Below are 23,762 nucleotides of genomic sequence, written 5' to 3'. Positions count from 1 at the left end.
CCGATAGTCAGATGTCCCTTCCCCTGACTCCATGCTGCGTGTTCTCCTTGTCACCGACACCGACAAACCCATCGGCGATCTGCGCGATGCGCTCGCCTGTCTCGGCTGCGAAATGCTCTCCGGCACCGCGACGCCGCAGGCGCTGCATCGCGCGGTTCAGGACGAGCGGCCCGACGTCATCATCATCGATACGGAGTCGCCGTCGCGCGATACGCTCGAACAGCTCGCCGTGATGCACGCGACCGCGCCGCGCCCCGTGCTGATGTTCAGCCACGACGCGAACCAGCAACTGATCCGCCAAGCAGTCAACGCGGGCGTCACCGCGTATCTGGTCGAAGGCCTCGCGACCGAGCGGCTCGCGCCGATTCTCGAAGTCGCGCTCGCGCGTTTCGCGCAGGAGTCGCAATTGCGCGAGCGGCTCGCGCAGGCCGAAAACGAACTGGCCGAGCGCAAGCTGATCGATCGCGCGAAACGCCTGCTCATGGATCAGCAGAAACTCACCGAACCGGCCGCCTACGCGAGTCTGCGCAAACGCGCGATGAACCAGGGCGTCAAACTCGCCGAGGTGGCGCGCGAGGTCGTCGCGTCGGCCGGCTCGCTCAAATGATGCGCTCATGAATCCAGCCACTTCCGTCACCGCCGCGGCCTTTGCGGAGCCGCCTGAAAAGACCCATCTGCGGCTCGGCTTCGTCGCGTTGTCCGACGCGGCGCCGCTGATCGCGGCGAAGCTGCTCGAGTTCGGCCATGCGCACGGGCTCACGCTCGAACTGTGCCGCCAGCCGTCGTGGGCCGCCGTGCGCGACAAGCTGCTAGCCGGCGATCTCGACGCCGCGCACGCGCTTTACGGGCTCGTGTATGGCGTGCAGCTCGGCCTCGGCGGCCCGCGCACCGACATGGCCGTGCTGATGGTGCTGAATCGCAACGGCCAGGCGATCACGCTGTCGAATCGGCTCGCCGATGCGCTCGCGAAGCATGGGACCTTGCGCGAGGCGCTCGCGACGCTCGGCCGCAAGCCGGTGTTCGCGCACACCTTCCCGACCGGCACGCATGCGATGTGGCTGTACTACTGGCTCGCGGCGCAAGGCGTCGATCCGTTGCGCGACATCGACAGTGTCGCGATTCCGCCGCCGCAAATGGTCGCCGCGCTTGCCGAAGACCGGCTCGACGGTCTGTGCGTCGGCGAGCCGTGGAATGAAATGGCCGAGGCGCATGGTGTCGGCAAAACGATCGCTTATTCGAGCGAGGTGTGGCCCGAGCATCCCGAGAAAGTGCTCGCCTGCCGACGCGATTTCGTCGATGCGCATCCGCGCACGACGCGCGCGCTCGTGCAGACCGTGCTCGAAGCGTGCCGCTGGCTCGACGGCGCCGGGCATCGCGACGAGATCGCCCGCTGGCTCGCGCGGCCCGATTACATCGGTATCGACGAGACGCTGATCGCGGCGCGGCTCGGCGACCACCTCGACACGGCGAACCCGCGCCGCCTGCCGATGCGTTTCTTCGACGACGGCGCGGTCAACTATCCGCATCCATTCGAAGGCGCGTGGTTCCTCACGCAGTTCGAGCGCTGGGGGATCATCGATGCGCACAACGACTACGACGCGGTCGCCGCGCGCATCAACCAGACGCAGTTGTATCGCGAGGCCGCCGCACGCGTGAACGTGCCGGTGCCCGGCGAGGACGTCACAAGGGAACTGATCGATGGCGCGCTGTGGGGAAGCGGCACACCATCCGCCGCTTATGCGCGGCGTTTTGCGATCCGCCGCTGAGCGGACCGCACGCGAAAGCCCCGAGATCCGCTGCGCCGACTGCCCACGAACCGCCAACGGCGATCAGGTGGACAGTCGGCGTTGCCGAAGCTCAGAAGTTGTACTTGTCGATGTTGCTCGCATCGAACGTGGTCGGCGGCCCGAGAATGATTTCGCCGTGCGCGCCAATCGTGCGCTTGCCGAGCTTGCCGGCGTCGAACGTTTCGCCCTCCTTGCCCGTGATCGTGCCCGACGCGAGCGACGCCGCCGCGTACGCGGCCAGATAGCCGAGCTCGCTCGGATCCCACAACTGGAACGCGGTCACGGTGCCGTTCTTCACGAACGCGCGCATCTGGTTCGGCGTGCCGAGGCCCGTCACCGCCACCTTGCCCTTGCTCGACGACGACGAGATATAGCGCGCCGCCGCCGCGATGCCGACCGTCGTCGGCGCGACGATCGCCTTCAGGTTCGGATACGCCTGCAGCAAGCCCTGCGTTTCGACGAAGGACTTCTGATCGTCGTCGTTGCCGTACGCGATCTTGACGAGCTTGATCTTCGAGTACTCCGGTTTCTTCAACTCCTCCTGCATCCACTTGATCCAGGTGTTCTGGTTCGTCGCGTTCGGCGTCGCCGACAGAATCGCGAACTCGCCCTCACCGCCCATCAGCTTCGCGACCAGTTGCACCTGGCCGCGGCCGATGCCTTCGGCGTTCGCCTGATTGACGAACAACTGGCGGCCCTCGGGCGCGGTATCGGAGTCGAACGTGACGACCTTGATGCCCTGACCCATCGCCTTCTTCAGATACGGCACGACCGCGTTCGCATCGTTGGCGGCAATCACGATCGCATCCTGGTGCTGCGTGATCAGCGTGTTGATGTACGACACCTGCGACGACGCGCCCGCATCCGACGGCCCGACCGCCTTGCCCACGCCGCCGAATTCCTTGATCGCGGCGAGGCCGCCGTCGTCGGCGATCACTTCGTACGGGTTGTTGATCTGCTTCGGCACGAACGCGATCTTCAGCCCGCTTTTCAGTTCCGCGGCGAACGCGCCGCCGCAGCTGATCGCGAGCAACGCGGCGCAGAGCGCGGCCATGCCGGTGTGACGTAGAGGTTTGAACATGAAGTGTCTCCTGCGTTGTTGTTGGACAGAGAGGGGAAGCTAGGTTGCGGATGAAGAAGACGTGGCGGCGGACTTCGCGATGAAACGCCGGTCGCGTGCCGCCCGCCAGCGCGCGACGAGGTTCGGAATCAGCACCGACGCGAGCAGCAGCACGCCGGTCACGATGGTCAGCGTTTCGCTCGATACGTCGTCGAGTGTCAGCGCGTTCTTGAGCACGCCGATGATCAGCAGCGACAGCAGCACGCCGACCATCGAGCCGCGTCCGCCGAAAATGCTGACGCCGCCGAACAGCACCGCGGCGATCACCGACAGCTCGAAGCCCTCGCCGTTATCGCCGCGCGCGCTCGTGAAGCGCAGCGTATAGACGATGCCCGCAAGCGCGCTGACGAGACCCGACAGCACGAACAGGCGCAAGCGGATCTTCGCGACCTCGATGCCGGAGAACGCGGCGGCGGTCGGATTCGCGCCGATCGCATAGAGACTGCGGCCGAACGCGGTGGCTTGCAGCAGAACCGTGAACAGCACGGCGGCGACGATCACGATCACGAACGGCAACGGAATGAACGTGGGGCCAAGCGTGTTCATGCCGAACGCCGTATACGCGGCCGGAAAATCCGCGACCGCCCGATCGCCGAGCAGCACATACGCGAGACCGCGAAACAGCGCGAGCGTACCGATCGTGACCGCGAGCGACGGCAGGTTCAGCTTGACGATCACGAGGCCGTTCAGCAGGCCCGCCAGCGCGCCGGCGATCAGCACCACGACGATCACGACCGGCATCGGCAGCCCCATGTGCCACAGCACGCCCATCAGCGCGCTCGACGCGCCCAGCACCGACGCGACCGACAGATCGATTTCGGCGGCGACGATGATCAGCGTCATCGGCAGCGCCATCAGCGCGATCTCGGTCAGATCGGCGAGCACGTTGCTCAGGTTCGCGCCGGTCAGAAACACCGGCGACAGCCAGCGGCCCAACACCAGCGACACGATCAGCACGATCACCAGCAACACTTCCCATTGCAGCGGCGTTTCGCGCTTGCGCGTGAGCAGCGCGGAATCGGGTTTAGCCATGATCGCGTTTCCTCATCATGCGTTTGGCGACGGAGCGGGCCAGCAGCGTATCGGCGGCGATCGCGGCGACGATCAGCGCGCCCTGGATCGCCTGCTCCCAGAATGGCGACACGTGCAGCACGACGAGCGCGATGCTGATCACGCCGAGCACGAGCGCACCTAGCGTCGCGCCGAGGATCGTGCCGACGCCGCCCGTAATCGCGACACTGCCGACCACCGCCGCCGCGACGACCTGCAATTCGATGCCCTTCGCGGTGCTGGCATCGACGGTGCCGAAGCGCGCGAGCCACAACGCGCCCGCAAAGCCCGCAATCGCCCCGGACAACAAAAAGCCCGACATCACGCGACGCTCGACGTTCACGCCCGCGAGCCGCGCGGCTTCCGGATTCGAGCCGATCGCATAGTGCTCGCGACCGCCGCGATACTGCTTCAGATACACCGACAGGCCGGCGAGTACGACGATCGCGATCAGCGCGAGCGTCGGGATGCCGAGCAGCGTGCCGGTCGCGAGCCGCGAGTACGCGTCGGGCAGACTGGTCGCGTTGATCTGGCCGCCGTGCACCCATGCGTAATCGGCGCCGCGAAAGATGTACAGCGTCGACAGCGTCGCCACCAGCGAAGGCACGCGCCCCACCGCGACGAGCAGCGCATTGATGCCACCCGCGACGAGCCCGATCGCGAGCCCCGCGGCCAGCGCGACGAGCACCGGCATATGCGGGAACGCAACGTACAGGCTGCCCACCGCGTACGCGCTGATACCCACCGTCGAGCCGACCGACAGATCGATATGCCGCATCAGGATCACGACGGTCATCCCAGCCGTCAGCAGACCGATGATCGACACGTTCAGCAGCACGTCGCGCAAATTCTGCAGATTCAGGAACTGCGGCTTCGCGAGCCCGGTCCCCGCGATCAGCAGGATCAGCACGACGAACAACGTGGTTTCGCGGCTCTTCGCGACGCTCGCGACGAGGCCGCCCGATGAAGCGGCGGAACGCTTCGGCAGCGACTGCCGCACCGGCGCGGGATGGGTGGAATGGCGCATCATGCTGCACGTCCCAATGGTGAAAGTCCCTGACCGAGCGCGGCGCCCATGATGCGCTCCTCGTTCGCGTCGGCGCGCGCGAGCTCCGCGCTGATGCGGCCTTCGTGCATCACGAGCACGCGATCGGCCATACCGAGCACCTCGGGCAGCTCGCTCGAAATCATCAGCACGGCCATGCCATCGCGCACGAGTTCGGCGAGCGCGCCATACACCTCGGCTTTCGCGCCAACGTCGATGCCGCGCGTCGGTTCGTCGATGATCAGCACTTTCGGGCCGGTCGCGAGCCACTTGCCGAGCACGACCTTCTGCTGGTTGCCGCCCGACAGCGTACCGACCGGCGCCCCCGGGTCGCTCGCCTTCAGGCGCAGACGCGTGCCCCACTTGTTGGCGAGCTGCGTTTCGCTGCGCGTCGAAATGAGCCCATGCCGAACGAGCCGTCCGAGCACCGTCATCGACGCATTGCGCGCGATGCTCAGTTCGAGCGCGAGCCCTTGCTGGCGGCGATCCTCCGGCACCAGCGCGAGCCCGGCGCGCACCGCGGCCGCGGGCTTGCCGGTGTCGAGCCGCTTGCCGGTCAGCCACACTTCGCCCGAATCGAGCGGATCGATACCGAAGATCGCCCGCGCGACCTCGCTGCGTCCCGCGCCGACGAGGCCCGCGAGCGCGACGATCTCGCCGGCGCGCACGTCGAACGAGACATCCTTGAACACGCCGATGCGCGTCAAGCCGCGCACCGACAGACGCACGTCGCCCGGTGTGCAATCGGCCTTCGGATAGAAGGTTTGCAGATCGCGGCCGACCATCCTGGCGACGATCGCGTCGGTGCTCAGATCGGCGGTCAGCGCGTCGAAGACTTTCGCGCCGTCGCGCATGATCGTCACGCGCTGCGTCAGCGCGAATACTTCGTCGAGCCGGTGCGTGATGAACAGAATCGCGACGTCGCGTTCGCGCAGCTTACGCACGATCGCGAAGAGCCGCTCGACTTCGGGCAGCGACAATGCGGCCGTCGGTTCATCCATGATCAGCACGCTCGCGTTCAGCGACAACGCCTTCGCGATTTCGATCACCTGCTGATCCGCGATCGACAGACCACGCACCAGTTGATCCGCGCGCAACTCGACGCCGAGCGACGCGAGCAGTCCGTCCACTTCGCGATGCATCGCGTCGTACTGGATGCGGCCGAAGCGGTCGACCGGCTGCCGGCCCATGAAGATGTTCTCCGCGATCGACAGATCGAAGAACAGCGTCGGCTCCTGATAGATGACCGCGAGCCCGGCGTCGCGCGCTTCGGCCGGCGTCGCGAAGCGACGTGGCTCGCCGTTCACCAGAAGCTCGCCGGCGTCGGGCTGATGCACCCCGGCGAGAATTTTCACGAGCGTCGATTTGCCCGCGCCGTTCTCGCCGAGCAGCGCATGCACCTCGCCGGGCCACAGCACGAGGTCGCCGTCGGACAGCGCGCGCACCCGGCCGAAGGATTTGCTCGCGTGCCGCAATTCGAGTCGCGGCACCGTGGAAGGGGATGGCTGCACTGCGTGTCTCCTTTTTTGCGGCTGTCTTCTCTTCGACGCGCCGCGCGTCAAATCCGGTAGTACCGTTGCGCGTTGCGCCGAAACAGCGCGTCCTTCTCAGCCTCGCTCGCATCGCCAATGATCGCCGCATACGCGCGCCACAAATCCGTATACGAACCAAACAGCCGGTCGACGGGAAAATTCGACGCGAACATCGCACGTTCGACGCCGAACGTATCGATCGTTTCGAGCACATAAGGCCGCAGGCTTTCGACGGTCCAGTGATGATCGAACATCGCGAGCCCGCTGATCTTCACCGCGACGTTCGGACACGCCGCGAGCAGACGCATGCCTTCGCGCCACGCGCGGTAACCGGCCACGCTATTACGATCGACGAACATGCCCGCATGATTGACGACCAGAAGCGTGTCCGCATGCGCACGCGCCAAGGCGGCAGCCTCCTCCATTTGCGACGGATACAGTTGCAGATCGAACGACAGGTCGTAACGGCGCAGCAACGCGAAATGCTCGCGCCACCGCGGCTCGCGCATGTAATGACGGCCGACGTAATCGAACAGTTTGTTGTCGTGCACGTTGAGAATCTGCCGGATGCCGCGCGTATTCGCGAACGACGCATGCGCTTCGAGCAACGCGGGCGCATTTTGCGCGGACAGGTCCACGGCGGCGACGATCGCATTCGGCATGCCGCGCGAGGCGTCGCGATCCGCGATCGACTGCAACCAGCGCGTTTCCTCGACGGGATCGGCCGGATCGTGATTCGCTTCGACGTGCACGAGCTTCAGCACGTCGACGTCGCCCGCTTCACCGAGCAGATCGTCGAGCAGATAGTCGTGCTTCAGATCGCGCGCATCGCCGACGAACGACACGCCCGGGTTCTCCAGCCACGGATAGCGATGCGTCTTCAGATCCCACAGATGGATATGCGAATCGACAACCTGCATGCGGCACCTTCGTCCGGTGAAAAGCGTTTCGAGGTTCGTGCGTCGTTGCGGGGTTCAGTTGGGTTCAGCTCGACTCAATGACTGAGACGAAAGACCGGTTCGAGCGTCTGCGACAGCGGCGTGTGATCGGGCGCGGTCTGCATGATGTCGGCCATGTAATCCCACCATTTGCGCATCACGTCGAGTTGCGTCAACTGGTCCATCGTGTGATCGCTGGTGCGCGAGAGCACCGCGAAAAGATGATGCGTGTCGGGATCGAAGAAAATCCGGTAGTCGCGCACGCCGGCGTTGTGCAGCGCGTCAACGAGCTCGGGCCAGATCTGCGTATGACGCCGTTCGTATTCTTCGCGCATGCCGGGGTTCAGCACCATCCGAAAAGCGATTGTCTCCATGGCGGCCTGTCTCCTGTCGACCTCTTCGAACGACTATAATTCCTGCATCGATAGCCTCTCAATCCGTTGTTGGGATTGGTCGATCCACAAACCGAATCGCACGGGCACTCCTACTGGCACCATGAGCCAACATTCAGCCGCCGTCGCACTCATCAATCGTCTCAAGTTCAAGCATCTCGCCCTGCTCGTCGCACTCGACGACACCCGCAACCTGCATCAGGCCGCCGAGGCCGTCAACGTCGCGCAACCGAGCGCGAGCCGCATGCTCGGCGACATCGAGGAAGCGTTCGGCTTCCTGCTGTTCGAGCGCAACGCGCGCGGCATGACGCCGACGCCGCTCGGCGTCGTCACGCTCGCTTACGCGCGCCGTGCGCTCGCCGAGCTCACACGCTTCGCCGAAGACCTCGATGTCAAACGCCGCGGCGGTCACGGCCAGTTGACCGTCGGCGCGATCATGGGCGCCGCGCCCGATCTGCTGGCGATGTCGGTCGCCGCGCTGAAGACCGAAAGCCCGCTGCTCAGCGTGCGCATCCTCGGTGAAACAAGCGATCAGGTCGTGCAATTGCTGCATCGGCGCGAGGTCGATCTCGCGCTGGGGCGCCTGACCAACCCTCTGCAGCACAACGACTTCAGCTTCGAGCCGCTCGCGCGCGAAACGCTGCTGCTCGTCGTTCGCGCCGTGCATCCGCTCGCGCGGCGCACGCGCATCACGTTGCGCGAACTGGTCGCGTGGCCGTGGGTTGCGCAACCCGTCACGAGTCCGGCGCGCGTGCTGTTCGAGGAAGAACTCGCGCGTGCCGGGCTCGCCACGCCAGTCAATCTGACCGAATGCGCGTCGATCTTCGCGACGCTGCAATTGCTCGAGAATTACGATGCGGTCGCGATGCTGCCGGAGTCGGTCGTGCGCGATCATGTGCGCGGCGGGCTGCTGGTCGCGCTGCCACTCGAAATCGGCAAGAGTCTCGCGGGTTTCGGCATTCTCACGCGCAAGGAAGAGCAGCTCGCCGAGCCGGCGCTGCGCTTCATCGAACTGCTGCGCGGCTTCTCGCGCGACCTCGCGCGCGACGATCCGGCCGCCGCACCCGGCACGCCGACTACGCCCGTCACGGTCAATTGACGCCCGCATCGCGCGTCGCTTATTGCAGGTTCACGAACAGGCCGCCGTCGACGAGCAGCGCGGCGCCCGTCACATAGCGCGCGCGGTCCGACGCGAGAAACACGACGCAATCGGCGACGTCGTCGGGACGCCCGAGGCGGCCGAGCGGAATGCGCTTTTCGAAGTAGGCCTTCTTCGCTTCGTCGGCGAGATCTTCGGCGTTCAGATCGGTCGCGATCGTGCCCGGCATGACAGAGTTGCAGCGGATGCCGAACGGCCCCAACGCGATCGCGCACGACTGCATCAGCGAATGCACGCCGGCCTTGGTCGGCGTGTAATGCGTTTGCATGCCGCCGCCCACCAACGCGCTGATCGAACTCGTCGCGACGATCGCGCCGCCGGTGCCCTGCTTTTTCATCTGCTGCGCGGCAGCCTGCGTGACGAAGAACGCGCCGTTCAGATTGACCGCGACCGTCGATTCGAGCACGTCCGCCGGCATGTCGAGAAACGCGTGAAACGGGCAGATGCCGGCATTGCTCGCGAGCACGTCGAGCTTGCCGAACGCGTCGAGCGTCCGTCGCACCAGCTCCTGGCCGGTGTCGCGCGCCGCGACGTTGCCTTCCACCGCGATCGCGCGCCGCCCCAACGCCTCGATTTCGCCGACGACTTCCTCGACCGCCGAGCGCCGGCCATACGATGCGTCGTTGTCGCCCCAGTAGTTGATCGCCACGTCCGCGCCTTCGCGCGCGCTGGCCACCGCGATCGCGCGTCCGATGCCGCGCGAGCCGCCGGTGACGATCACGACTTTGTCCTTGAGCAGCACCCTAATCTCCTTTGCGGCGGTTCGCCGTTCGGCACAGGTTCAAAACGTTCGACACGTTCAATGCGGATAAGGCCGCACCAGCGCGCATTCCGGATTGAGCCGCACGCCAAAGCCCGGCGTGTCCGGCACCTTCATACGCCCGTTCACCGGCACCGGCTCGTCGAGCAGCAGCGGATTGAACATCGGCACGACCTCGTCGGCTTTCGGCGCCATCATCAGAAACTCGGAGAACGGCGAGTTATGGCGCGTAACGACGAAGTGATAGCTGTACACCGACGACCCATGCGGCACCACCATCACGTTGTGCGCATCGGCGAGCGCGGAAATCTTGATCAGCTCGGTGATGCCGCCGCACCAGCCGACGTCGGGCTGGATCAGATCGCAGCACTGCATCTCCAGCAGCATCCGGAAGCCCCAGCGCGTCGCCTCGTGCTCGCCGGTCGACACCATCATGCCGCGTGGCACGTTGCGGCGCAGTTCGGCGTAACCCCAGTAATCGTCGGGAGGAAGACATTCCTCGACCCATTTGAGGCCGTATTGGTGCGCGCCTTGCGCGAGCCGCGTCGCGTAGCGCAGGTCGAGGCTCATCCAGCAGTCGTACATCAGCCAGAAGTCGTCGCCGACGCGCGAGCGCATGTCGGCGAGCTTGTCGAGGTTTTGCCGGAGTCCGTCTTCGCCTTCCGCGGGACCATGCTGCAACGGCAGCTTGCCGCCGATGAAGCCCATCTCCTTCGCGAGATCGGGCCGCGCGCCGGTCGCATAGAACACCAGCTCGTCGCGCACCGGGCCGCCCAAGAGCTGATACACGGGCTCCTTGCGAACCTTCGCGAGCAGATCCCACAGCGCGAGATCGACACCGGAAATCGTGTTCAGCACGACGCCCTTGCGCCCGTAGTACAGCGTCGCGAAGTACATCTGATCCCACATCTTCTCGATGTCGGTCACCAGTTGCCCTTCGAGAAAACGCGCGAGATGCTTCTCGACGATGAACGCGCCGATCTCGCCGCCGGTCGTCACCGCGAAGCCCACGGTGCCGTCGCTCGCTTCGATCTCGACGACCAGCGTGCCGAGCACATTGATGCCGAACGATTGGCGGCTCTGGCGGTACTCGGGGTAACGCGCCATCGGCGTCGCGATGTGATCGTCGATCCAGTGTCCGCCGGCCTGGTCGTGATAGTCCGCGCCGCCGCCGCGAACGATGAAGGCACGCACGTGCCGGATGGTAGGCATGGCCATGAAAGGGCTCCGTGAGAGAGGCGTCGAAGCGGCTCGACAACGCGCGTTCGACGCGTGTGCAATACGCTGCGGGACGTGAGCACTGCGTGAGCAATGCGCGAGCAGCGCGCTCAATAGGTGGCGCGGCCGCCCGACAGGTCGAATACCGAGCCGGTGCTGAACGCGCAGTCTTCGGAAGACAGCCACAGGATCAGCGACGCCGCTTCTTCCGGCAGCAGGAAACGGTTCATCGGAATCTTCGACAGCATGTAGTCGATGTGCTGCTGCGACATCGAATCGAAGATTTCGGTCTTGGCCGCGGCCGGCGTGACCGCATTGACGAGGATGTTTCTGGTCGCGAGTTCCTTGCCGAGCGACTTGGTGAGCCCGATCAACCCCGCTTTCGATGCGCTGTAGTGCGAAGCATTCGGATTGCCCTCCTTGCCCGCCACCGACGCGATATTGACGATGCGGCCGTAGCCCTGCTTCAGCATCTGCGGCACGACCGCGCGGCAGGTCAGGTACGGGCCGATCAGATTCACGTCGATCACGCGGCGCCACATGTCGGGCGCAAGCTCCCAGGTCGTGCCGTTGCCGCCGGTGATGCCCGCGCAGTTGATCAGCACGTCGATCGAGCCGTGCCCGGCGACCGTTTGCGCGGCGGCCTGCTGGACCGCGGCGTCGTCGGTCAGCTCGACCGTGATGGCGCTGACCTTGCCGAGTTCGCTCAGCTCGCGCTGACTGCGCGCGAGCCGTTCGCTATCGACGTCCCACAACGCGACCGACGCGCCCGAGCGCAACGCCCGCTGCGCGACCGCGTAGCCGATGCCACGCGCGCCGCCGGTGATGACGACCGTGCGCCCCTCCAGATCGATCCGATTCATTGCTGTGCTCCTGTAGGCCGCCGTGCGGCGTGCCATCGAGTTGTTGTATATCGCTGCAGTCAATATACGGGCGGCGCGATGCGCCAACAATTCGACTATTCGCGGGGGCGATAGCAAAAGTGGATCGGCAGCGGGAGCGGGCGCTAAAGGGAAGCGAAGCGGCTAATCATCGGCAGCGACGAAAAGCATCGAGACATACAGAATGGTCGACACGACGATGATGCCGACGCCGAGCAGCACCTTGGTCTGGTCGAAGTTGATCCCGCCGATGATCGCAATGCCGATCCCGAACACCGACGACAACGTGCCGAGCGCCGCGAGGCCCACGTGTATCTTGCTGCGGACCAGCCGTTTGCGCTCCGATTCGGCAGTGGTTTCCGTTTCGCTCTGTTCCATTCCCCGCTCCTTCGCGCGCGACGCGATGACCATCGTGAAACCTGAGCCGCAATGGCCGGCGCGACGTCGAACCGCCGGTTGCGGTTCTACGCCGTGCACCTCGATACGCTTCAGCGTAGTTTATTTAAGCCTTCTCGATCGCCGTTATTTGACGTCCGCGCCATTGCGCGACACCGACGCCGCGATGGCCGAGACGAATACCGCGCGCACCGAATCGCCGACCTTCAGTTTCTCGAGCGCAATGTCCGGCGCCACGTCGAGCGTTTCCGTGCGCGACGGCCCGCGCAGCGTGATCGTGCGCTTCTTGCGATCGATCTTGCGCACCGTCGCGACGACCTCGATGCGCCGCGCCGATGCAACGACACCGTTGGCCGCAGGCTGCGTGACTTCGGTATCGATGCGCTGGCGGATTCCGTTCGGCGCGAGTTTGTCGACGCCGACCAGCACCGCCTTCTTGTACGCAATCGTCACGACGTCGCCGACATGCAGCTTGCTGACGTCGGCGGCTTGCGGATTCACGTCGAAAGCTTCCTCGCCGCCTTGCGGGCCGCGCAGCGTCACGCTGTTCGTCGCGGGATCGATCGCGACGACGCGCGCCTGTACGTGCAGCAGCGCGGCGGCGCCAATTGCCCGCTGTTCCGGCGCGGACGCGGCCCGCGTTGTCCTGTGCCAGCGCCGGACCCGCCGCGGCGACGCAAACCACCAACGCAACCGCGATCGCCTTCACCTGCATGAGCCCGGAGTCCGTTGAATTACAAGCCATGAAATGCTCCTTTTGATTGCGTCGATGTTACGGCAAATGTTTTGCCGCAGATCGCGTACTACGCTTAGCACCGGCAAGTGCAGTCGCTTCGAATAAAAAGAAAAAACGGACTATTAATCGCTTTTAGCGGACGGGGTTACGCTTTCTGAAACCAATGGCGGTCCCTTTCTAATGCGTCGATTTGTCCCGGAGAGCCAATCGCGAAAAGCGCGTGCTTCTCCATGCGATGCAATCGGTATGCGGAGTCGTGGCGGATGAGCTTGCGCAAGGAGCCGCGCGGCTTTGCGCATGCGTTCCCGCGAGCGTCAGCGGAGGGGTAGAGAGCTAGCCATAACATATTCCTCGTAACGAGATGGACTACCGGGCGACCCAACGTGAGCGGGTCCGGAAATTGCCGAACGTTATGACTATTTCAAACGGTTTCGGGGATGCTAGCAAACGCGCAAAGGAATGGCAAGACAAGTGGCTGCGCATCGCCATTCCCGATTAATCGGGTTTGCCGCGTCAAATCTTTTATGACAGTGGGCGATTCATTTGCCATAAAAATATGATCGCTGCAATTCGCTGAGCTCAGATGCCCGGCGACGCCGTCCTCGCTCTGACTCTGTCCGGTTGCCTGACAACCGTCGAATCGGCGCATTCGATATGCATTGAAAAGCGGTGGGCGCGCGGCAGATTGGCAATCGCCGAACGACTCCGCACAAACCCTTAATGGATGATACTGAAGCGATTACGCATCGCTGCACGACGAATACAAAAAATTGTCGTCAATCATTGGAATACTGCGAACACGGCTGTATTGATCGAGCGAATTTTGCCGTCAAGGCAACGAAAAAGAACGCCTGAGCCGATGGCCACAGTCATGTGGGCATCACAGGCACAGCCTTTGCCGAAGCTCGCGTCACCGTCTAACGCACACACATTGATTTATCGAAAGGACACCACACATGGTCACGACTCGCCCCTGCACCGCCGCCTGCGTCATCGACGGCCTCCTCGTCACGCTGACGTTCTATCCGGACAACGGCGTGTTGCGTATTGCCGATTCGTCCGGCGCCTGTCTAAGAGAAACGCGCTGGCATGGGTCATGGCGCGCTCTGCTCGAGGAGTTCCGCGGCTACTACGAAGCGGCGGAGAACGACGCGGCGCGCGGCGTCGACGATATCGTCGCTCGCCTCGGCGAGCGCTGCGCTGATGCCCAGCGGGAATCGGCATTCGCGTGAAATGGCATGCGCTTGCGATCAAGCGCGTGAAAGGCGGCGGCGGCAGCGCTCGGCACCTGTTCGTTGCCTCGCGATCCGGGGTCGTTCCCGGCGCCCCGCTGCCGCTCGCGAACTCTGGTCATTGACCGAAATAAGTCTTGCACTCCGTGCTGAACGAGCATGACTGGCTGCGCCGGCCTCCCGCTTGCGACTCGCCCGCCGGAACACCACCATACGACGCGTTGCGTATGCCCTGCTCACGCGGGTCCCAGTTCTGACCGAACGACATGTCGGTCGTCGCCTGCGCCGATTCGTCCGCATCGTGCTCCATCATCGCGCGACCCGACACGGCGTGCTCCGCCTGGCCGCTCAACTCCTCGGCGATGGCCGTTCTCGGCGCGAGAAACAGAACGGCGGTCGCGGCAATCATCAATATACGTACTCTCATTTCCGGACTCCTCGAATCCGGCGCAGCAGCGTTCGTCCTCCACAAGAATTGATCCGCGAACAGCCAACCTGCCCAATCGGGCCGAGGAACGGGTCGATGCCAATGCGCTACTGCTGCGACGGGTCACCGAACTAAACAGATGAAGAATTACCGCGCTTGCAACCGATACTCGACGCGTTCCCGAGCGTCGGCGGAATCGGCGCGCACAAGGCGGCTGTAAGTCTGCATTCGCAGCTTGTCGTCCTTCTTTTATAGTTCGCGCACCCCGGAATTCAATCCAGGAGCTTCCAGCAGTGTCGCCAATCGTCCACACCGTTCGATAAACCGCATTCACCGACAAATTCAACGTGAACTAAGCGTGCTTTGCTCGCGCATTGCGCTATCATGTTGCTACAACGCACAAAAAGCGAACCCGCACGTCGACGAGAGTCCGGTGAAAGACGGACAGCGTGGAATGACTCCATCCATTCGCAATCATTGCATCGAGACACAGAGTTTTTCATAGCGAACGTCAGGCTTACCGGCCTCGTTCGTCGCGTTGCGACATGCTGAAATATTTGCTGATCGAGACTCTCGGTTCGAGGGTCGGTTGTTCCAGCGGCCGTCTTTGTCCGAGGCCGTATTGCAATTCAGGGAGCAACGTTTTTTAACCCGGCACATGGCATTTCCGTCAATCGACAACCCCACCGCGGGGCGGCCCCATTCAGTCGGGCTCGATGCTTCGCAGCTTTTTCCCCGCAATCTGTCTTCGACAGCACGCTGCACGTTTTAGAAGGACGAATATCCTATGGACGAAAGGAAGCGAGATAGCATGATTGCCTATCTCCGCCATCGTATGGAAGAATTTGGTATCAGACCAGAAGACCTTGCCGCAGCGCTGGCGACCGAGTCATTGGCCAAAAAGGCTGAGCGCTATCGCAATGCGACCGGAGACAGCTGGGACGGCAATGGCGAAATGCCGCAATGGTTGAAGCAGGCTATTAGTGCCGGCCAGAGCATTGAGCATTTCGAATTGGCCGCAAAACCGGCGCCCCCGCCCCAACCGAAAAAACAGGTGGACTGGTCGAACGACCCGTTCGCCGGCACGCGGCTCGGGCGCCCGAATAACCGCTAGGTGCAGGCCGCCGCGCTCGAAGGCGCGGGCACAATGGCTGCGGCTTCGAAACGAACCGCCGTGCCACGCACCGGTTTTGCGCCACCGCTTGCCACATTGACGGCATTCACCGTATTCCCCGCATTGACGGCATTCGCCGCATCGACGAGATTCGCGTGATTCGAGGCAGGCTGCGCATATTGCGGCAGCTCGATAAGCGCGCTGACCTGCCGCACGATCTGCCAGAAGGTCTTGTCGAAAAGACAGGCCTGCTCGTCAGCGGAGCCGTGGCCGCCCGCGAGCGGATCGGTAATGGTCCAATAGACGAACGCCGGTGCGCCGGGAAATACCGGCGCGTGCAGTCCGCCGACGAATTCGTCGAGCGCGATCACGATATCCATGCGCGGCGCCCATTCGCCGGTGAATTCGAGCCAGCTTTTAGGGCTCAGCACCGCGCGCCCGGAAATGCCGGGCCGCAATTGCGCGACCGCGAGTGGATGAAGGCGCGCGGCCGGTTCAGGGCCCGCGCTGAACGCGTCGAACCGGTGCCCCGCCAGTTCGCGCAGTAAAGCTTCGGCAATGATGCTGCGGATCGAATTATCGCGGCAGAGAAACAACACCTTATATTTTCTGGACACGCTTACCCCGTACCGATGTTTTTTTATTGGCCTCTGGGCGGAATTGTGCCGCTCCAGTCTTGCGCCCCCGTGACACTACGGCGTCTTTATTATTTGCGCCTCGGGATTCGCACCAGGTATCTCGACTCACGGGCACAGAGCACAACTTTGCGAACGATGGGCAGTGTACCAGTGTCCGGCCCACTGTTTCAGCACCCTGTCAATATTTGCCAGATCAACCGACGCTGCCGCCGGTCCGCCGGTCCGGCACGAGGGGCTTGGCCCGGTCGCCGTCGGCGGCGGGTCAGAACTTCAGGCTGTTGAGGAACTGAAACCACAGGTTGCCGAGCGCGCCGGCCGGATGCATGTCGCTGACGGTTTCGTCGCGCTTCGCATGGTTCTCGCGTCTGGAAGGCTGCGTGTCGCGAGGGGCGGTTTGCGAGGCCGCGCCGGTGTCTTGCGCGCGGTCCGCCAGTTCGGGCTCGGACGCCTCGGCTTGCGCCGCTTGCGCGCTGTTCGCGGTCTTTCCCGCGCGCTGGGCGTTTTGCGCGGCGTCCGCCTCGTCGCGGCGCGCGGCCTGCAACGCCGCGACGCTGTCGGCGATCTGCGCGGCGCGCTGCGGTTCGCATTGCCGCCCGAGCAGCACGCCGAACAGCACGTCGCGATTGTGGCCCTGGTCGGCGAAGCGGATCGCGATCGACACCATCTCGGCATACGCGGCTTCGTCGGCCGCGCGCGCCGCTGCCTCGCGCTTCGCCTGCGCGCGTTGCCGACGCGTGTGCTGCGCCTCCCACTCGCGCATCTGCTCGGTGTAGACCGCGTCGTAGACGTTGCGCTGCTCGGCATCGGACAGGATCGCGTACGCGTCCTTGATTTCCTGGAACGCCGCGCGCGCCACGTCCTCGGCACCGTGGTTGCGGTCCGGATGCCACTTCATCGCGGCTTTCCGGTAGGCCCGCTTGATTTCGTCGTCGGTGGCGTGCGCGGGCACGCCGAGCGTCTCATACAGGGTTGCCATGCTGGACTCGATCTCGCGAAAAATCACTGCGGGCATCGTAGCATGCTAAAAGCGGCGTCATCGTGACCCGGCCTCCACGCAAGCACGCGCATGCCGGCATTGCCGCGATGGCACGGCGGCAGATCGTCCTCCAACGGCCCACGAAAAAAAGGCCCCACCACTTGCGTAGCGAGGCCGAGTCCCATGTCTAAGGAGATGTCATGGAGGAGACGAGCCCATCTTATCGTCAGACCCGCACGCGCCCAACCAACGGTTCGCCATATGCTTATCGGCCGCGCGCTCAAGTGCATTGCAAAGCGCCCGCCGCGTCGAGCCATGCGACTGCGAGCCTGGCCTGCGCACCGAGCCCCGCCACCTCCATCGCCGCTGACGGTCGTCCCGCGCGCGTCCTGCACGCGGTCTGAATACTCCCCGGGCACCGTGACGCCGCCGCAATCGCGCGCGGCGCCACGCTTTGCGCCGAGCGACCGTGCGCCACATAACAGACACCGCGCCTCCACGCGAATAGAGTCACCGGAAACAGCGACTTCGATCCAATCCGGGCTTCTGATTACCACTGCGGCCCCGCGCTGATTTGCTTTCGACGAAAGATTGGTTCAACCGCTGCAGAGCGCGCCCTACGCTTGACCTGCCCGCCGCTTCACTCACCTATGGCAACGACAGGGCCGCGCCGCACGCATTGGTATTCCGCACGACATTCGCGGGCACACAGACAAGTCAAGATCATGAACTCACACATCCGCTACAAGGGCTACGAGGTCGAAGCGGCAACGCAACTGCTCCCCAACGGATTATTCGCCGCCAATCTGACGATCGAGCAGCGCGACGAGAATACCCGCAAGGCTTATTCGTTCGACGCGCTCGACTACTTCTTCGACGAAGAGCATGCGCTCGCCTACGCGTCGGACTGGGGGCGTATGTGGATCGATAATCACCAATAAGGCGATCCCGGAGCGCATCGATGTCGATGACAGCGAGCACGACAAGCGTTGCGCATCGCCCGGCATCGGGTTTCAGGCGGATGTGCCAGAATAGGTGAACCCTTGCGTTCGCTGTCTGCCCGCGTGACCTGTCCGCTACTTCGACGGATGCAGTCGAAACTCGCGCCGCCCGCGACGCACCCATCGATACGGAGACGCCGGTCATGACATGGACCGTCGACGCACAGCTCGCGCTCAGCGCGACACAAGCGGTCGAGGCGCTGCAATCGGGCCGCCTCAAAGCCGCCGACTACGTCGCCACCCTGCTCGCGCGCGCCGCCGCGCTCACGCACCTGAATGCGCTCACCACGCTCGACTTCCACGGCGCGCTCGCCGCGGCGCAGCGCATCGACGCATTGCCGCCGGCTGAGCGGGCACGTCTGCCGCTCGCCGGTTTGCCGATCGTCGTCAAGGACAACATCAACACCGCAGGTCTACCGACGACGGCCGGCACGCCCGCGCTCGCGGGCTTCGTGCCGAACACCAACGCCCCATCGGTGCAACGCCTCGTCGACGCGGGCGCGATCGTGCTCGGCAAGGCCAACATGCACGAACTCGCGTTCGGCATCACGAGTACCAACCTGTCCGCGCACGCGGGGCCGGTGCGCAATCCGTACGATCCGTCGCTGATACCGGGCGGCTCGTCGGGCGGCACCGCGGTGGCGATCGCCGCGCGCATCGCGCCCGCCGGACTCGGCACCGACACCGGCGGCTCGACCCGCATCCCGGCCGCGCTGACCGGCACCGCAGGTTTGCGTCCATCGGTCGGCAATGGCGGTGCCGAGCGGCGCTATCACGATCCCAACGCGGTGGTGCCGATCAGCCATACGCGCGATACCGTCGGGCCGATGGCACGCAGCGTCGCCGACCTGGCGCTGCTCGACGGCGTGATCACCGGCGACGGCGCGTTGCCTGCGATTGCGCTCGACGGCTTGCGCATCGGCTTGCCCGCGCCGCTGTGGGATGCTCTCGAGCGACAGGTCGAGGACGTCGCGCGCGCCGCACTGCAAAAGCTCGAAGCGGCGGGCGTCACGTTCGTGCCGGTCGCGATGAATGAGTTGGAGTATCTGAACGGGATGGTCGGCGGTCCGCTCGCCATTCACGAAGCGCGCGACGACGTGCTCGCGTGGTTGATCGCGAATCGGGCGCCGGTGCAAACCGTCGCCGCACTGGCCGTGCGCATCGCGAGCCCGGATGTGCGCGCGATCTACGACGACGTGCTCGCCGACGTGCTCGGCTCGCACTACTCGGCGGCGCTCAACTACTGGCGACCGCGGCTGCGGAACTACGTCGCCGCGACGTTCGCGAATGCCGGTCTCGACGCGTTGCTGTTTCCGACGACGCGGCTCGTCGCGGTACCGATCGACGATCTGAACGGCTCGTCGACGGTCACGATCGACGGCGGCCCACCGATCGATACGATGGAAGCGTTCCTGCGTAATACCGACCCGGCCAGCACATCCGGCATTCCGGGGCTGTCGCTGCCGGCGGGTATCAGCGCAAGCGGGCTGCCGGTCGGCCTCGAACTCGATGGACCGCTCGGCTCGGACAGGCGCCTGCTGGCCATCGGTGTCGCGTTCGAACAGGTACTGGGAACGTTGCCCGCGCCGGTGCTTTGAAGCCCGTGTTTCACATGCGCGCCATCAGGTTTGTGCTTTAATGCCTGCGCGTTGCAGCCCGCATTCCGACGCTTTGCCCGCCCGAACCTCCCCCTAAGCGACGATGACGAACCCCGCCACCGCCCTCTCATCTCGCGGCCTCGTACGCCGCGCCGTTCACTTGAGCGCCGTGCTCGCGGTCGCTTTCGCCGCCGGCGCCTGCGCGCGCCTCGCGACGGTCGATTCCAACGCGCTGTGGAAGATCGTCGACATCCGCTGCGTGCCGTCGCAGCAGGCCACGGGCACACCGGGTCAATGCACGCTCGTCGATCTCGACAAACGCTACGTCGTCCTGAAGGACATTCTCGGCCGCTCGCAGTTTCTGCTGATGCCGACCGATCGCATCACCGGCATCGAAAGTCCGCTGATCCTCGCGCCCGATGCGAAGGACTACTGGCGTGACGCGTGGGATTCGCGTCATTACGTGCAGCAAGCGGTCAAACGCGAGTTGCCCGACGATCAGTTCGGCCTCGAAATCAACTCCGAATCTCGTCGCTCGCAAAACCAGCTGCATATCCACATCGACTGCATGCGGCGTGAAGTCAGCGCCGCGCTCGCCGATCACGCTCACGACACGCCCGGCGAGTGGCGTTGGCAGACGCTCGATGGCGAGCGCTACAGGATCATGCGGGTGAACTCGCTGAGCGGCGCCGACAACCCGTTCCGGATCGTCGCCCGCGACAATCCCGATCCGGCGACGATGGCCACGCAAACCGTCCTGGTTACCGGCGCGGGACCGTCCGCGGCTCGGGATGGCTGGCTGATCGTCAACAGCGGCATCGACATCGAAGGCGGCAGCGGCACGGCCGAAGGGCTGCTCGATCACGCGTGCCGCGTCGCGGACGATCATTGAGCGTTTGCCGAACCCGCAGAATTGGCCCGCACCAGCATGCGAGCAACGGTGTCATTGCCGGCCCGCGCCGTGCAAAACCAGCAAGGTTACGGTTTTCGGCGGCAGAGTAAGGTGCAATTGGCCGCTCGCATAGTCGGTGTCGTGCAGACGGGATAAGGCATTGTCCATGAGTTGCCAGGTCTGGGCTTTGCCTTGAGTCACATCAAAGTTGTTGATCGCAATGGTGGCGTCAGCCGGTTGATCAAGCTGCTTGTTGATCACCACGATGGTCATGACGCGGTCGTGATCACGCACGGCGGCAAAAGACGAGACCCGATCCGGGTCGGGCTGCGTGTCGGCGATGCTGGTGGTGCCAAAGCCCGAGCCCTGGCCATCGTAGTTGCGATAGAGCTTGATCGCCTTGTAGACCGGCATGTCCCGATTCAATGTGCCCCAGCGCGTAGCAATGTCCAACCCTTCCCGGCCAAAGATGCCCAGCACGTCGGCTTGGGCCGTGGCGCCGTTCATGGTCGTATCGCCGCCCCAACTGTATTCCGTCAGCGCGATCGGCGTACCAGCGTAGTAATAGCTGTCGACCCACCGCCGCATCAACGGAATCAGGGCCACCACGCTATTGATCCAGGTCGGATCCTTGTAGCTCGTATCCCACAGGTCGCGCGTGGAGCGGTTACGGGCGAGTTCGATGGCAGGCGTTTCAGCCGTGGCCGCATTCTGGTTTTCCTTGAATTCTCCGCCCTGCGGGTAAAAGTGCAGGCTGAAAACGTCGACAGGGCGGCCGGCCTGCTTCCATTGCGTGAGCAGCCATGGGACGTAGTCCATGCCTCGCGTTTCGTTTTCCCTGTCCGGCGGATTGCCCTGACCGTGCGCGGCGAAGTACTGCTGATCGAAGCCGCTAAAGCGATACCCGGTCCAACCCCACTCTTCCGGCGCCACGACCCGCGCGCCCGGGTCTGCCGCCTTCACGGCGTGCGAATAGGCGATCACCTTGTTCGCTACCTCGCTGGCATGGGCGCCGATGGGATGCATGTCGCGATGGTTGAGTTGCCACAGACTCGGCTCATTGTCCATCAGGTAGTAATGCACACCGTCCGAGCCGGCACTACCGGATCCACGCATGAGTTGCCTGACGCGCTCCTGCTGGCTCTGCGGATCGTCCAGCAACGAAGCATCGTCCGGGTCGTTCCTGATAGGGGTGCCGTCGGGTGCGATGCCGTTGCCCGCGTCAGACAAACCGTGAGCGTCGACACTCTGCTGCTTGCCGTACCTGTTGACCGAAAAACTGACGAGCGGCTTACCGTCCTTATCGAGTCGCGCTACCCTGCCGATCATCGGGATGGTCAGCATCGGTAAAGCGTGTCCGTCACGGGTAAGCGCCGCGAAACGGTCGTTGTATTGGTAGATGTCTTTTGGATCGGTCGGCAGGCTTTCGAAAAACCAGTCCTGGCCCGTGTTGTGAGCGTCGAGCCGCCAGTTGTAAGCCGAAGCGGTGTTGCCGCCCGAGCGGTTGATCGGCACGCGCAGATCCCGCAGGATTTCCGCCGTCCCGAAGTTCAAGCCATAGATGAGCGGGCTGATTGGATGCCGGTTGGCCGCGGCATCCACCGTAATGATCACCGGCAGCGGCGCAGCCATGGGCAGATCGGCGTAGAGCAGCGCGCCCGCCCCTAGCATCATCGCCATCAAGCTGTGGCAGTTAAAGTGTGCTGGCTTCGACATGCGGAGTCCGTGAGTCTAGGGCGCTGGATTTCGGCACGACGACCGTATCTTCCGCTTCGAGCGGCGACTGCAGATCCCGTTCGTCCAATTCCCAAACGACGAGCCTGGGCGGTGTCTGAGCATAAGCCGGACTCGCGAAATAGGCGCGCGCCGAGCCGCCGAACTTGCCGCCCTCGCGTGCGAAATTACCCACGCCTGTTCCGAGTGCCAAAGCGAGCTGAGGCACGAAATCGGACGTCGTCGAATAAGAAGTGCCGATCACCGCGATGCCAGGCAGATCGGCATCGCCGAACAGATCGTCGGCTGACGCGGCCGCCTGAGCCTGAGGAATGTAGTCACGGCTGGCCGCAATCTCAGGCCTCGGCTGCCAGGACGGCGGCAAATCATCCAGGCCGGCCAGACGCACAAGATCGCCGGGCCGCCGGCCGGGAGGCTTGTCTGTGACGCGATAGTCGGGCTTACTCGAACCCAGCGGGACCCCCATCGCACGGATGCGCTGCGCCACGGCCTGCGCCGCGGCACCCGCGCCGTCCTCGGTCCAGTGCGTGTCAGTCCGAAAAAAAGCGCCGCCCGGCGCGCCACGCAGCGCCGCACTGAGATCCAGCACCTGCACGCCGTCAGCGGTCAGACGCGAGGTCCAGTCAGCGAGACGCGCACCCAACGAAACCGGACGATACAGACTGCACAGATGTTGCGGCTCGATACGCGACTTGTCGGGCACCACGACGACCAGCAACGCGATACCGTGCCTCGCCAGCTCGCGCTGCACGGCGGCCACCGTGTCCGCGCGCGTGGCGAGATGACTGTCGCTATCGGCATACACGCTGAGTTCGTCGCGCAGGAACAACCAGCCCGGGCAGCCCTGCCGCACGCGCGGCCCCAGATCGTGCAGCGTCAGCCAGCCCAGCGCACGCTGCGCGCGCGCCGCGTCGGCGGCGATCGGCGTATCGGCCATGCGATTGGCGAGTTCTTTCGATACCGCACCGTCCAGAATGCCGGCCCGGGTCACGGCATGAGGCAACACCGATTCGGTCGTCGACGCGAACCTGAGATTGGAAAGCAGGCCCGCGAACAGGAAGACCATCAGGATGACGGCAGCGATCTTGCTGGCGCGCGAGGCGGGTAATTGAGGTAGCGGCTTGGGATCTTCCATG

Annotated in this window: 24 protein-coding genes; 8 read left to right on the top strand and 16 right to left on the bottom strand. The window is 64.4% G+C overall.

What is annotated here, in order from left to right; all coding sequences use genetic code 11:
• The first annotated feature begins 31 nt into the window (after window positions 1-31).
• Window positions 32-607, top strand: coding sequence for an ANTAR domain-containing response regulator (locus OKW26_RS09235; RefSeq protein ID WP_090806551.1), 576 nt, complete (start codon window positions 32-34; stop codon window positions 605-607).
• A 7-nt stretch (window positions 608-614) separates the two neighbouring features.
• Entirely contained in the window at window positions 615-1,766 is a 1,152-nt protein-coding gene (locus OKW26_RS09230; protein WP_429353387.1) for a CmpA/NrtA family ABC transporter substrate-binding protein, read from the top strand.
• A gap of 91 nt (window positions 1,767-1,857) precedes the next feature.
• Here the strand turns inward: OKW26_RS09230 and rhaS are convergent, their stop codons facing one another.
• The 6 genes from rhaS to rhaM form a co-directional block, all read right to left on the bottom strand.
• Window positions 1,858-2,868: a rhamnose ABC transporter substrate-binding protein gene (gene rhaS, locus OKW26_RS09225; protein WP_184066155.1), complete on the bottom strand. Its 1,011-nt coding sequence runs from the start codon at window positions 2,866-2,868 to the stop codon at window positions 1,858-1,860.
• A 39-nt stretch (window positions 2,869-2,907) separates the two neighbouring features.
• A complete protein-coding gene (locus OKW26_RS09220; protein WP_429353386.1) occupies window positions 2,908-3,939 on the bottom strand; it encodes an ABC transporter permease in 1,032 nt (343 codons plus the stop codon).
• Window positions 3,932-4,987, bottom strand: a complete 1,056-nt coding sequence (locus tag OKW26_RS09215) for an ABC transporter permease (RefSeq protein ID WP_429353385.1) — start codon at window positions 4,985-4,987, stop codon at window positions 3,932-3,934. Before OKW26_RS09215 ends, OKW26_RS09220 begins: the two co-directional genes overlap by 8 nt.
• Window positions 4,984-6,513, bottom strand: coding sequence for a sugar ABC transporter ATP-binding protein (locus OKW26_RS09210; protein WP_184062735.1), 1,530 nt, complete (start codon window positions 6,511-6,513; stop codon window positions 4,984-4,986). The genes OKW26_RS09215 and OKW26_RS09210 overlap by 4 nt, the downstream gene beginning before the upstream one ends.
• A 47-nt stretch (window positions 6,514-6,560) precedes the next feature.
• Window positions 6,561-7,454, bottom strand: a complete 894-nt coding sequence (locus tag OKW26_RS09205) for an amidohydrolase family protein (RefSeq protein ID WP_429353384.1) — start codon at window positions 7,452-7,454, stop codon at window positions 6,561-6,563.
• Between the two features lie 74 nt (window positions 7,455-7,528).
• The gene (gene rhaM, locus OKW26_RS09200) at window positions 7,529-7,846 is read right to left on the bottom strand and encodes an L-rhamnose mutarotase (RefSeq protein WP_429353383.1); all 318 of its coding nucleotides are present in this window, start codon (window positions 7,844-7,846) and stop codon (window positions 7,529-7,531) included.
• 121 nt (window positions 7,847-7,967) lie between these two features.
• Between rhaM and OKW26_RS09195 the strand changes: the two genes are divergently transcribed.
• On the top strand, window positions 7,968-8,963 hold the full coding sequence (locus OKW26_RS09195; RefSeq protein ID WP_429353382.1) for a LysR family transcriptional regulator: 996 nt from the start codon (window positions 7,968-7,970) through the stop codon (window positions 8,961-8,963).
• 19 nt (window positions 8,964-8,982) lie between these two features.
• Here OKW26_RS09195 and OKW26_RS09190 read toward each other — a convergent pair whose 3' ends face one another.
• The 5 genes from OKW26_RS09190 to OKW26_RS09170 all read right to left on the bottom strand — a co-directional run bounded on the left by OKW26_RS09190 (window position 8,983) and on the right by OKW26_RS09170 (window position 12,971).
• Window positions 8,983-9,765 (bottom strand): SDR family NAD(P)-dependent oxidoreductase, encoded by a 783-nt coding sequence (locus OKW26_RS09190; RefSeq protein WP_429353381.1) that lies wholly within the window; start codon window positions 9,763-9,765, stop codon window positions 8,983-8,985.
• 57 nt (window positions 9,766-9,822) lie between these two features.
• The gene (rhmD, locus tag OKW26_RS09185; RefSeq protein WP_429353380.1) at window positions 9,823-11,001 is read right to left on the bottom strand and encodes an L-rhamnonate dehydratase; all 1,179 of its coding nucleotides are present in this window, start codon (window positions 10,999-11,001) and stop codon (window positions 9,823-9,825) included.
• A 110-nt stretch (window positions 11,002-11,111) separates the two neighbouring features.
• Window positions 11,112-11,864, bottom strand: a complete 753-nt coding sequence (locus tag OKW26_RS09180) for an SDR family NAD(P)-dependent oxidoreductase (RefSeq protein ID WP_429353379.1) — start codon at window positions 11,862-11,864, stop codon at window positions 11,112-11,114.
• A 162-nt stretch (window positions 11,865-12,026) separates the two neighbouring features.
• Window positions 12,027-12,260, bottom strand: coding sequence for a hypothetical protein (locus OKW26_RS09175; RefSeq protein ID WP_184066177.1), 234 nt, complete (start codon window positions 12,258-12,260; stop codon window positions 12,027-12,029).
• Between the two features lie 144 nt (window positions 12,261-12,404).
• Window positions 12,405-12,971 (bottom strand): copper-binding protein, encoded by a 567-nt coding sequence (locus tag OKW26_RS09170; RefSeq protein WP_429353378.1) that lies wholly within the window; start codon window positions 12,969-12,971, stop codon window positions 12,405-12,407.
• 999 nt (window positions 12,972-13,970) lie between these two features.
• Between OKW26_RS09170 and OKW26_RS09165 the strand changes: the two genes are divergently transcribed.
• Window positions 13,971-14,246, top strand: a complete 276-nt coding sequence (locus OKW26_RS09165) for a hypothetical protein (protein ID WP_429353377.1) — start codon at window positions 13,971-13,973, stop codon at window positions 14,244-14,246.
• A gap of 118 nt (window positions 14,247-14,364) precedes the next feature.
• Here the strand turns inward: OKW26_RS09165 and OKW26_RS09160 are convergent, their stop codons facing one another.
• Window positions 14,365-14,673, bottom strand: a complete 309-nt coding sequence (locus tag OKW26_RS09160; RefSeq protein WP_167368698.1) for a hypothetical protein — start codon at window positions 14,671-14,673, stop codon at window positions 14,365-14,367.
• Window positions 14,674-15,460: 787 nt separating this feature from the next.
• Here OKW26_RS09160 and OKW26_RS09155 point away from each other — a divergent pair.
• Window positions 15,461-15,787 (top strand): H-NS family nucleoid-associated regulatory protein, encoded by a 327-nt coding sequence (locus OKW26_RS09155; RefSeq protein WP_184066186.1) that lies wholly within the window; start codon window positions 15,461-15,463, stop codon window positions 15,785-15,787.
• Here the strand turns inward: OKW26_RS09155 and OKW26_RS09150 are convergent.
• Both OKW26_RS09150 and OKW26_RS09145 read right to left on the bottom strand, forming a co-directional pair.
• Window positions 15,784-16,404: an arsenate reductase ArsC gene (locus OKW26_RS09150; RefSeq protein ID WP_184062752.1), complete on the bottom strand. Its 621-nt coding sequence runs from the start codon at window positions 16,402-16,404 to the stop codon at window positions 15,784-15,786. The genes OKW26_RS09155 and OKW26_RS09150 overlap by 4 nt on opposite strands.
• Before the next feature lie 283 nt (window positions 16,405-16,687).
• The gene (locus OKW26_RS09145) at window positions 16,688-17,401 is read right to left on the bottom strand and encodes a J domain-containing protein (protein WP_429353376.1); all 714 of its coding nucleotides are present in this window, start codon (window positions 17,399-17,401) and stop codon (window positions 16,688-16,690) included.
• Between the two features lie 725 nt (window positions 17,402-18,126).
• On the opposite strand from OKW26_RS09145, the gene OKW26_RS09140 reads away from it, so the two are divergent.
• The 3 genes from OKW26_RS09140 (at window position 18,127) to OKW26_RS09130 (ending at window position 20,892) form a co-directional block, all read left to right on the top strand.
• Window positions 18,127-18,342, top strand: a complete 216-nt coding sequence (locus OKW26_RS09140) for a hypothetical protein (protein ID WP_008917353.1) — start codon at window positions 18,127-18,129, stop codon at window positions 18,340-18,342.
• 203 nt (window positions 18,343-18,545) lie between these two features.
• A complete protein-coding gene (iaaH, locus tag OKW26_RS09135; protein WP_429353375.1) occupies window positions 18,546-20,000 on the top strand; it encodes an indoleacetamide hydrolase in 1,455 nt (484 codons plus the stop codon).
• 103 nt (window positions 20,001-20,103) lie between these two features.
• The gene (locus tag OKW26_RS09130) at window positions 20,104-20,892 is read left to right on the top strand and encodes a CDP-diacylglycerol diphosphatase (RefSeq protein WP_429353374.1); all 789 of its coding nucleotides are present in this window, start codon (window positions 20,104-20,106) and stop codon (window positions 20,890-20,892) included.
• Between the two features lie 51 nt (window positions 20,893-20,943).
• On the opposite strand, the gene OKW26_RS09125 is transcribed toward OKW26_RS09130, so the two are convergent.
• Together OKW26_RS09125 and OKW26_RS09120 are read right to left on the bottom strand one after the other, a co-directional pair.
• Window positions 20,944-22,608, bottom strand: coding sequence for a glycoside hydrolase family 44 protein (locus tag OKW26_RS09125; protein ID WP_429353373.1), 1,665 nt, complete (start codon window positions 22,606-22,608; stop codon window positions 20,944-20,946).
• The gene (locus tag OKW26_RS09120; RefSeq protein WP_429353372.1) at window positions 22,586-23,761 is read right to left on the bottom strand and encodes an alginate O-acetyltransferase AlgX-related protein; all 1,176 of its coding nucleotides are present in this window, start codon (window positions 23,759-23,761) and stop codon (window positions 22,586-22,588) included. Before OKW26_RS09120 ends, OKW26_RS09125 begins: the two co-directional genes overlap by 23 nt.
• Window position 23,762: the final 1 nt, after the last annotated feature.

The organism is Paraburkholderia sp. 32 (assembly GCF_050435345.1).
Taxonomy (GTDB): domain Bacteria; phylum Pseudomonadota; class Gammaproteobacteria; order Burkholderiales; family Burkholderiaceae; genus Paraburkholderia; species Paraburkholderia tuberum.
The sequence above is the reverse complement of the archived record's forward strand: the minus strand, read 5'-3'. Positions and strand labels throughout refer to the sequence as shown.

Bases quoted from the DNA above. Each gene is read 5' to 3' on its own strand.
- OKW26_RS09195 (WP_429353382.1), top strand. From the start codon at position 7,968: ATGAGCCAACATTCAGCCGCCGTCGCACTCATCAATCGTCTCAAGTTC.
- OKW26_RS09175 (WP_184066177.1), bottom strand. From the start codon at position 12,260: ATGGAACAGAGCGAAACGGAAACCACTGCCGAATCGGAGCGCAAACGG.
- rhaS (WP_184066155.1), bottom strand. From the start codon at position 2,868: ATGTTCAAACCTCTACGTCACACCGGCATGGCCGCGCTCTGCGCCGCG.
- OKW26_RS09220 (WP_429353386.1), bottom strand. From the start codon at position 3,939: ATGGCTAAACCCGATTCCGCGCTGCTCACGCGCAAGCGCGAAACGCCG.
- OKW26_RS09155 (WP_184066186.1), top strand. From the start codon at position 15,461: ATGGACGAAAGGAAGCGAGATAGCATGATTGCCTATCTCCGCCATCGT.
- OKW26_RS09140 (WP_008917353.1), top strand. From the start codon at position 18,127: ATGAACTCACACATCCGCTACAAGGGCTACGAGGTCGAAGCGGCAACG.
- OKW26_RS09130 (WP_429353374.1), top strand. From the start codon at position 20,104: ATGACGAACCCCGCCACCGCCCTCTCATCTCGCGGCCTCGTACGCCGC.
- OKW26_RS09180 (WP_429353379.1), bottom strand. From the start codon at position 11,864: ATGAATCGGATCGATCTGGAGGGGCGCACGGTCGTCATCACCGGCGGC.
- OKW26_RS09160 (WP_167368698.1), bottom strand. From the start codon at position 14,673: ATGAGAGTACGTATATTGATGATTGCCGCGACCGCCGTTCTGTTTCTC.
- OKW26_RS09125 (WP_429353373.1), bottom strand. From the start codon at position 22,608: ATGTCGAAGCCAGCACACTTTAACTGCCACAGCTTGATGGCGATGATG.
- OKW26_RS09235 (WP_090806551.1), top strand. From the start codon at position 32: ATGCTGCGTGTTCTCCTTGTCACCGACACCGACAAACCCATCGGCGAT.
- OKW26_RS09145 (WP_429353376.1), bottom strand. From the start codon at position 17,401: ATGGCAACCCTGTATGAGACGCTCGGCGTGCCCGCGCACGCCACCGAC.
- iaaH (WP_429353375.1), top strand. From the start codon at position 18,546: ATGACATGGACCGTCGACGCACAGCTCGCGCTCAGCGCGACACAAGCG.
- OKW26_RS09205 (WP_429353384.1), bottom strand. From the start codon at position 7,454: ATGCAGGTTGTCGATTCGCATATCCATCTGTGGGATCTGAAGACGCAT.
- rhmD (WP_429353380.1), bottom strand. From the start codon at position 11,001: ATGGCCATGCCTACCATCCGGCACGTGCGTGCCTTCATCGTTCGCGGC.
- OKW26_RS09165 (WP_429353377.1), top strand. From the start codon at position 13,971: ATGGTCACGACTCGCCCCTGCACCGCCGCCTGCGTCATCGACGGCCTC.
- OKW26_RS09120 (WP_429353372.1), bottom strand. From the start codon at position 23,761: ATGGAAGATCCCAAGCCGCTACCTCAATTACCCGCCTCGCGCGCCAGC.
- OKW26_RS09230 (WP_429353387.1), top strand. From the start codon at position 615: ATGAATCCAGCCACTTCCGTCACCGCCGCGGCCTTTGCGGAGCCGCCT.
- rhaM (WP_429353383.1), bottom strand. From the start codon at position 7,846: ATGGAGACAATCGCTTTTCGGATGGTGCTGAACCCCGGCATGCGCGAA.
- OKW26_RS09215 (WP_429353385.1), bottom strand. From the start codon at position 4,987: ATGATGCGCCATTCCACCCATCCCGCGCCGGTGCGGCAGTCGCTGCCG.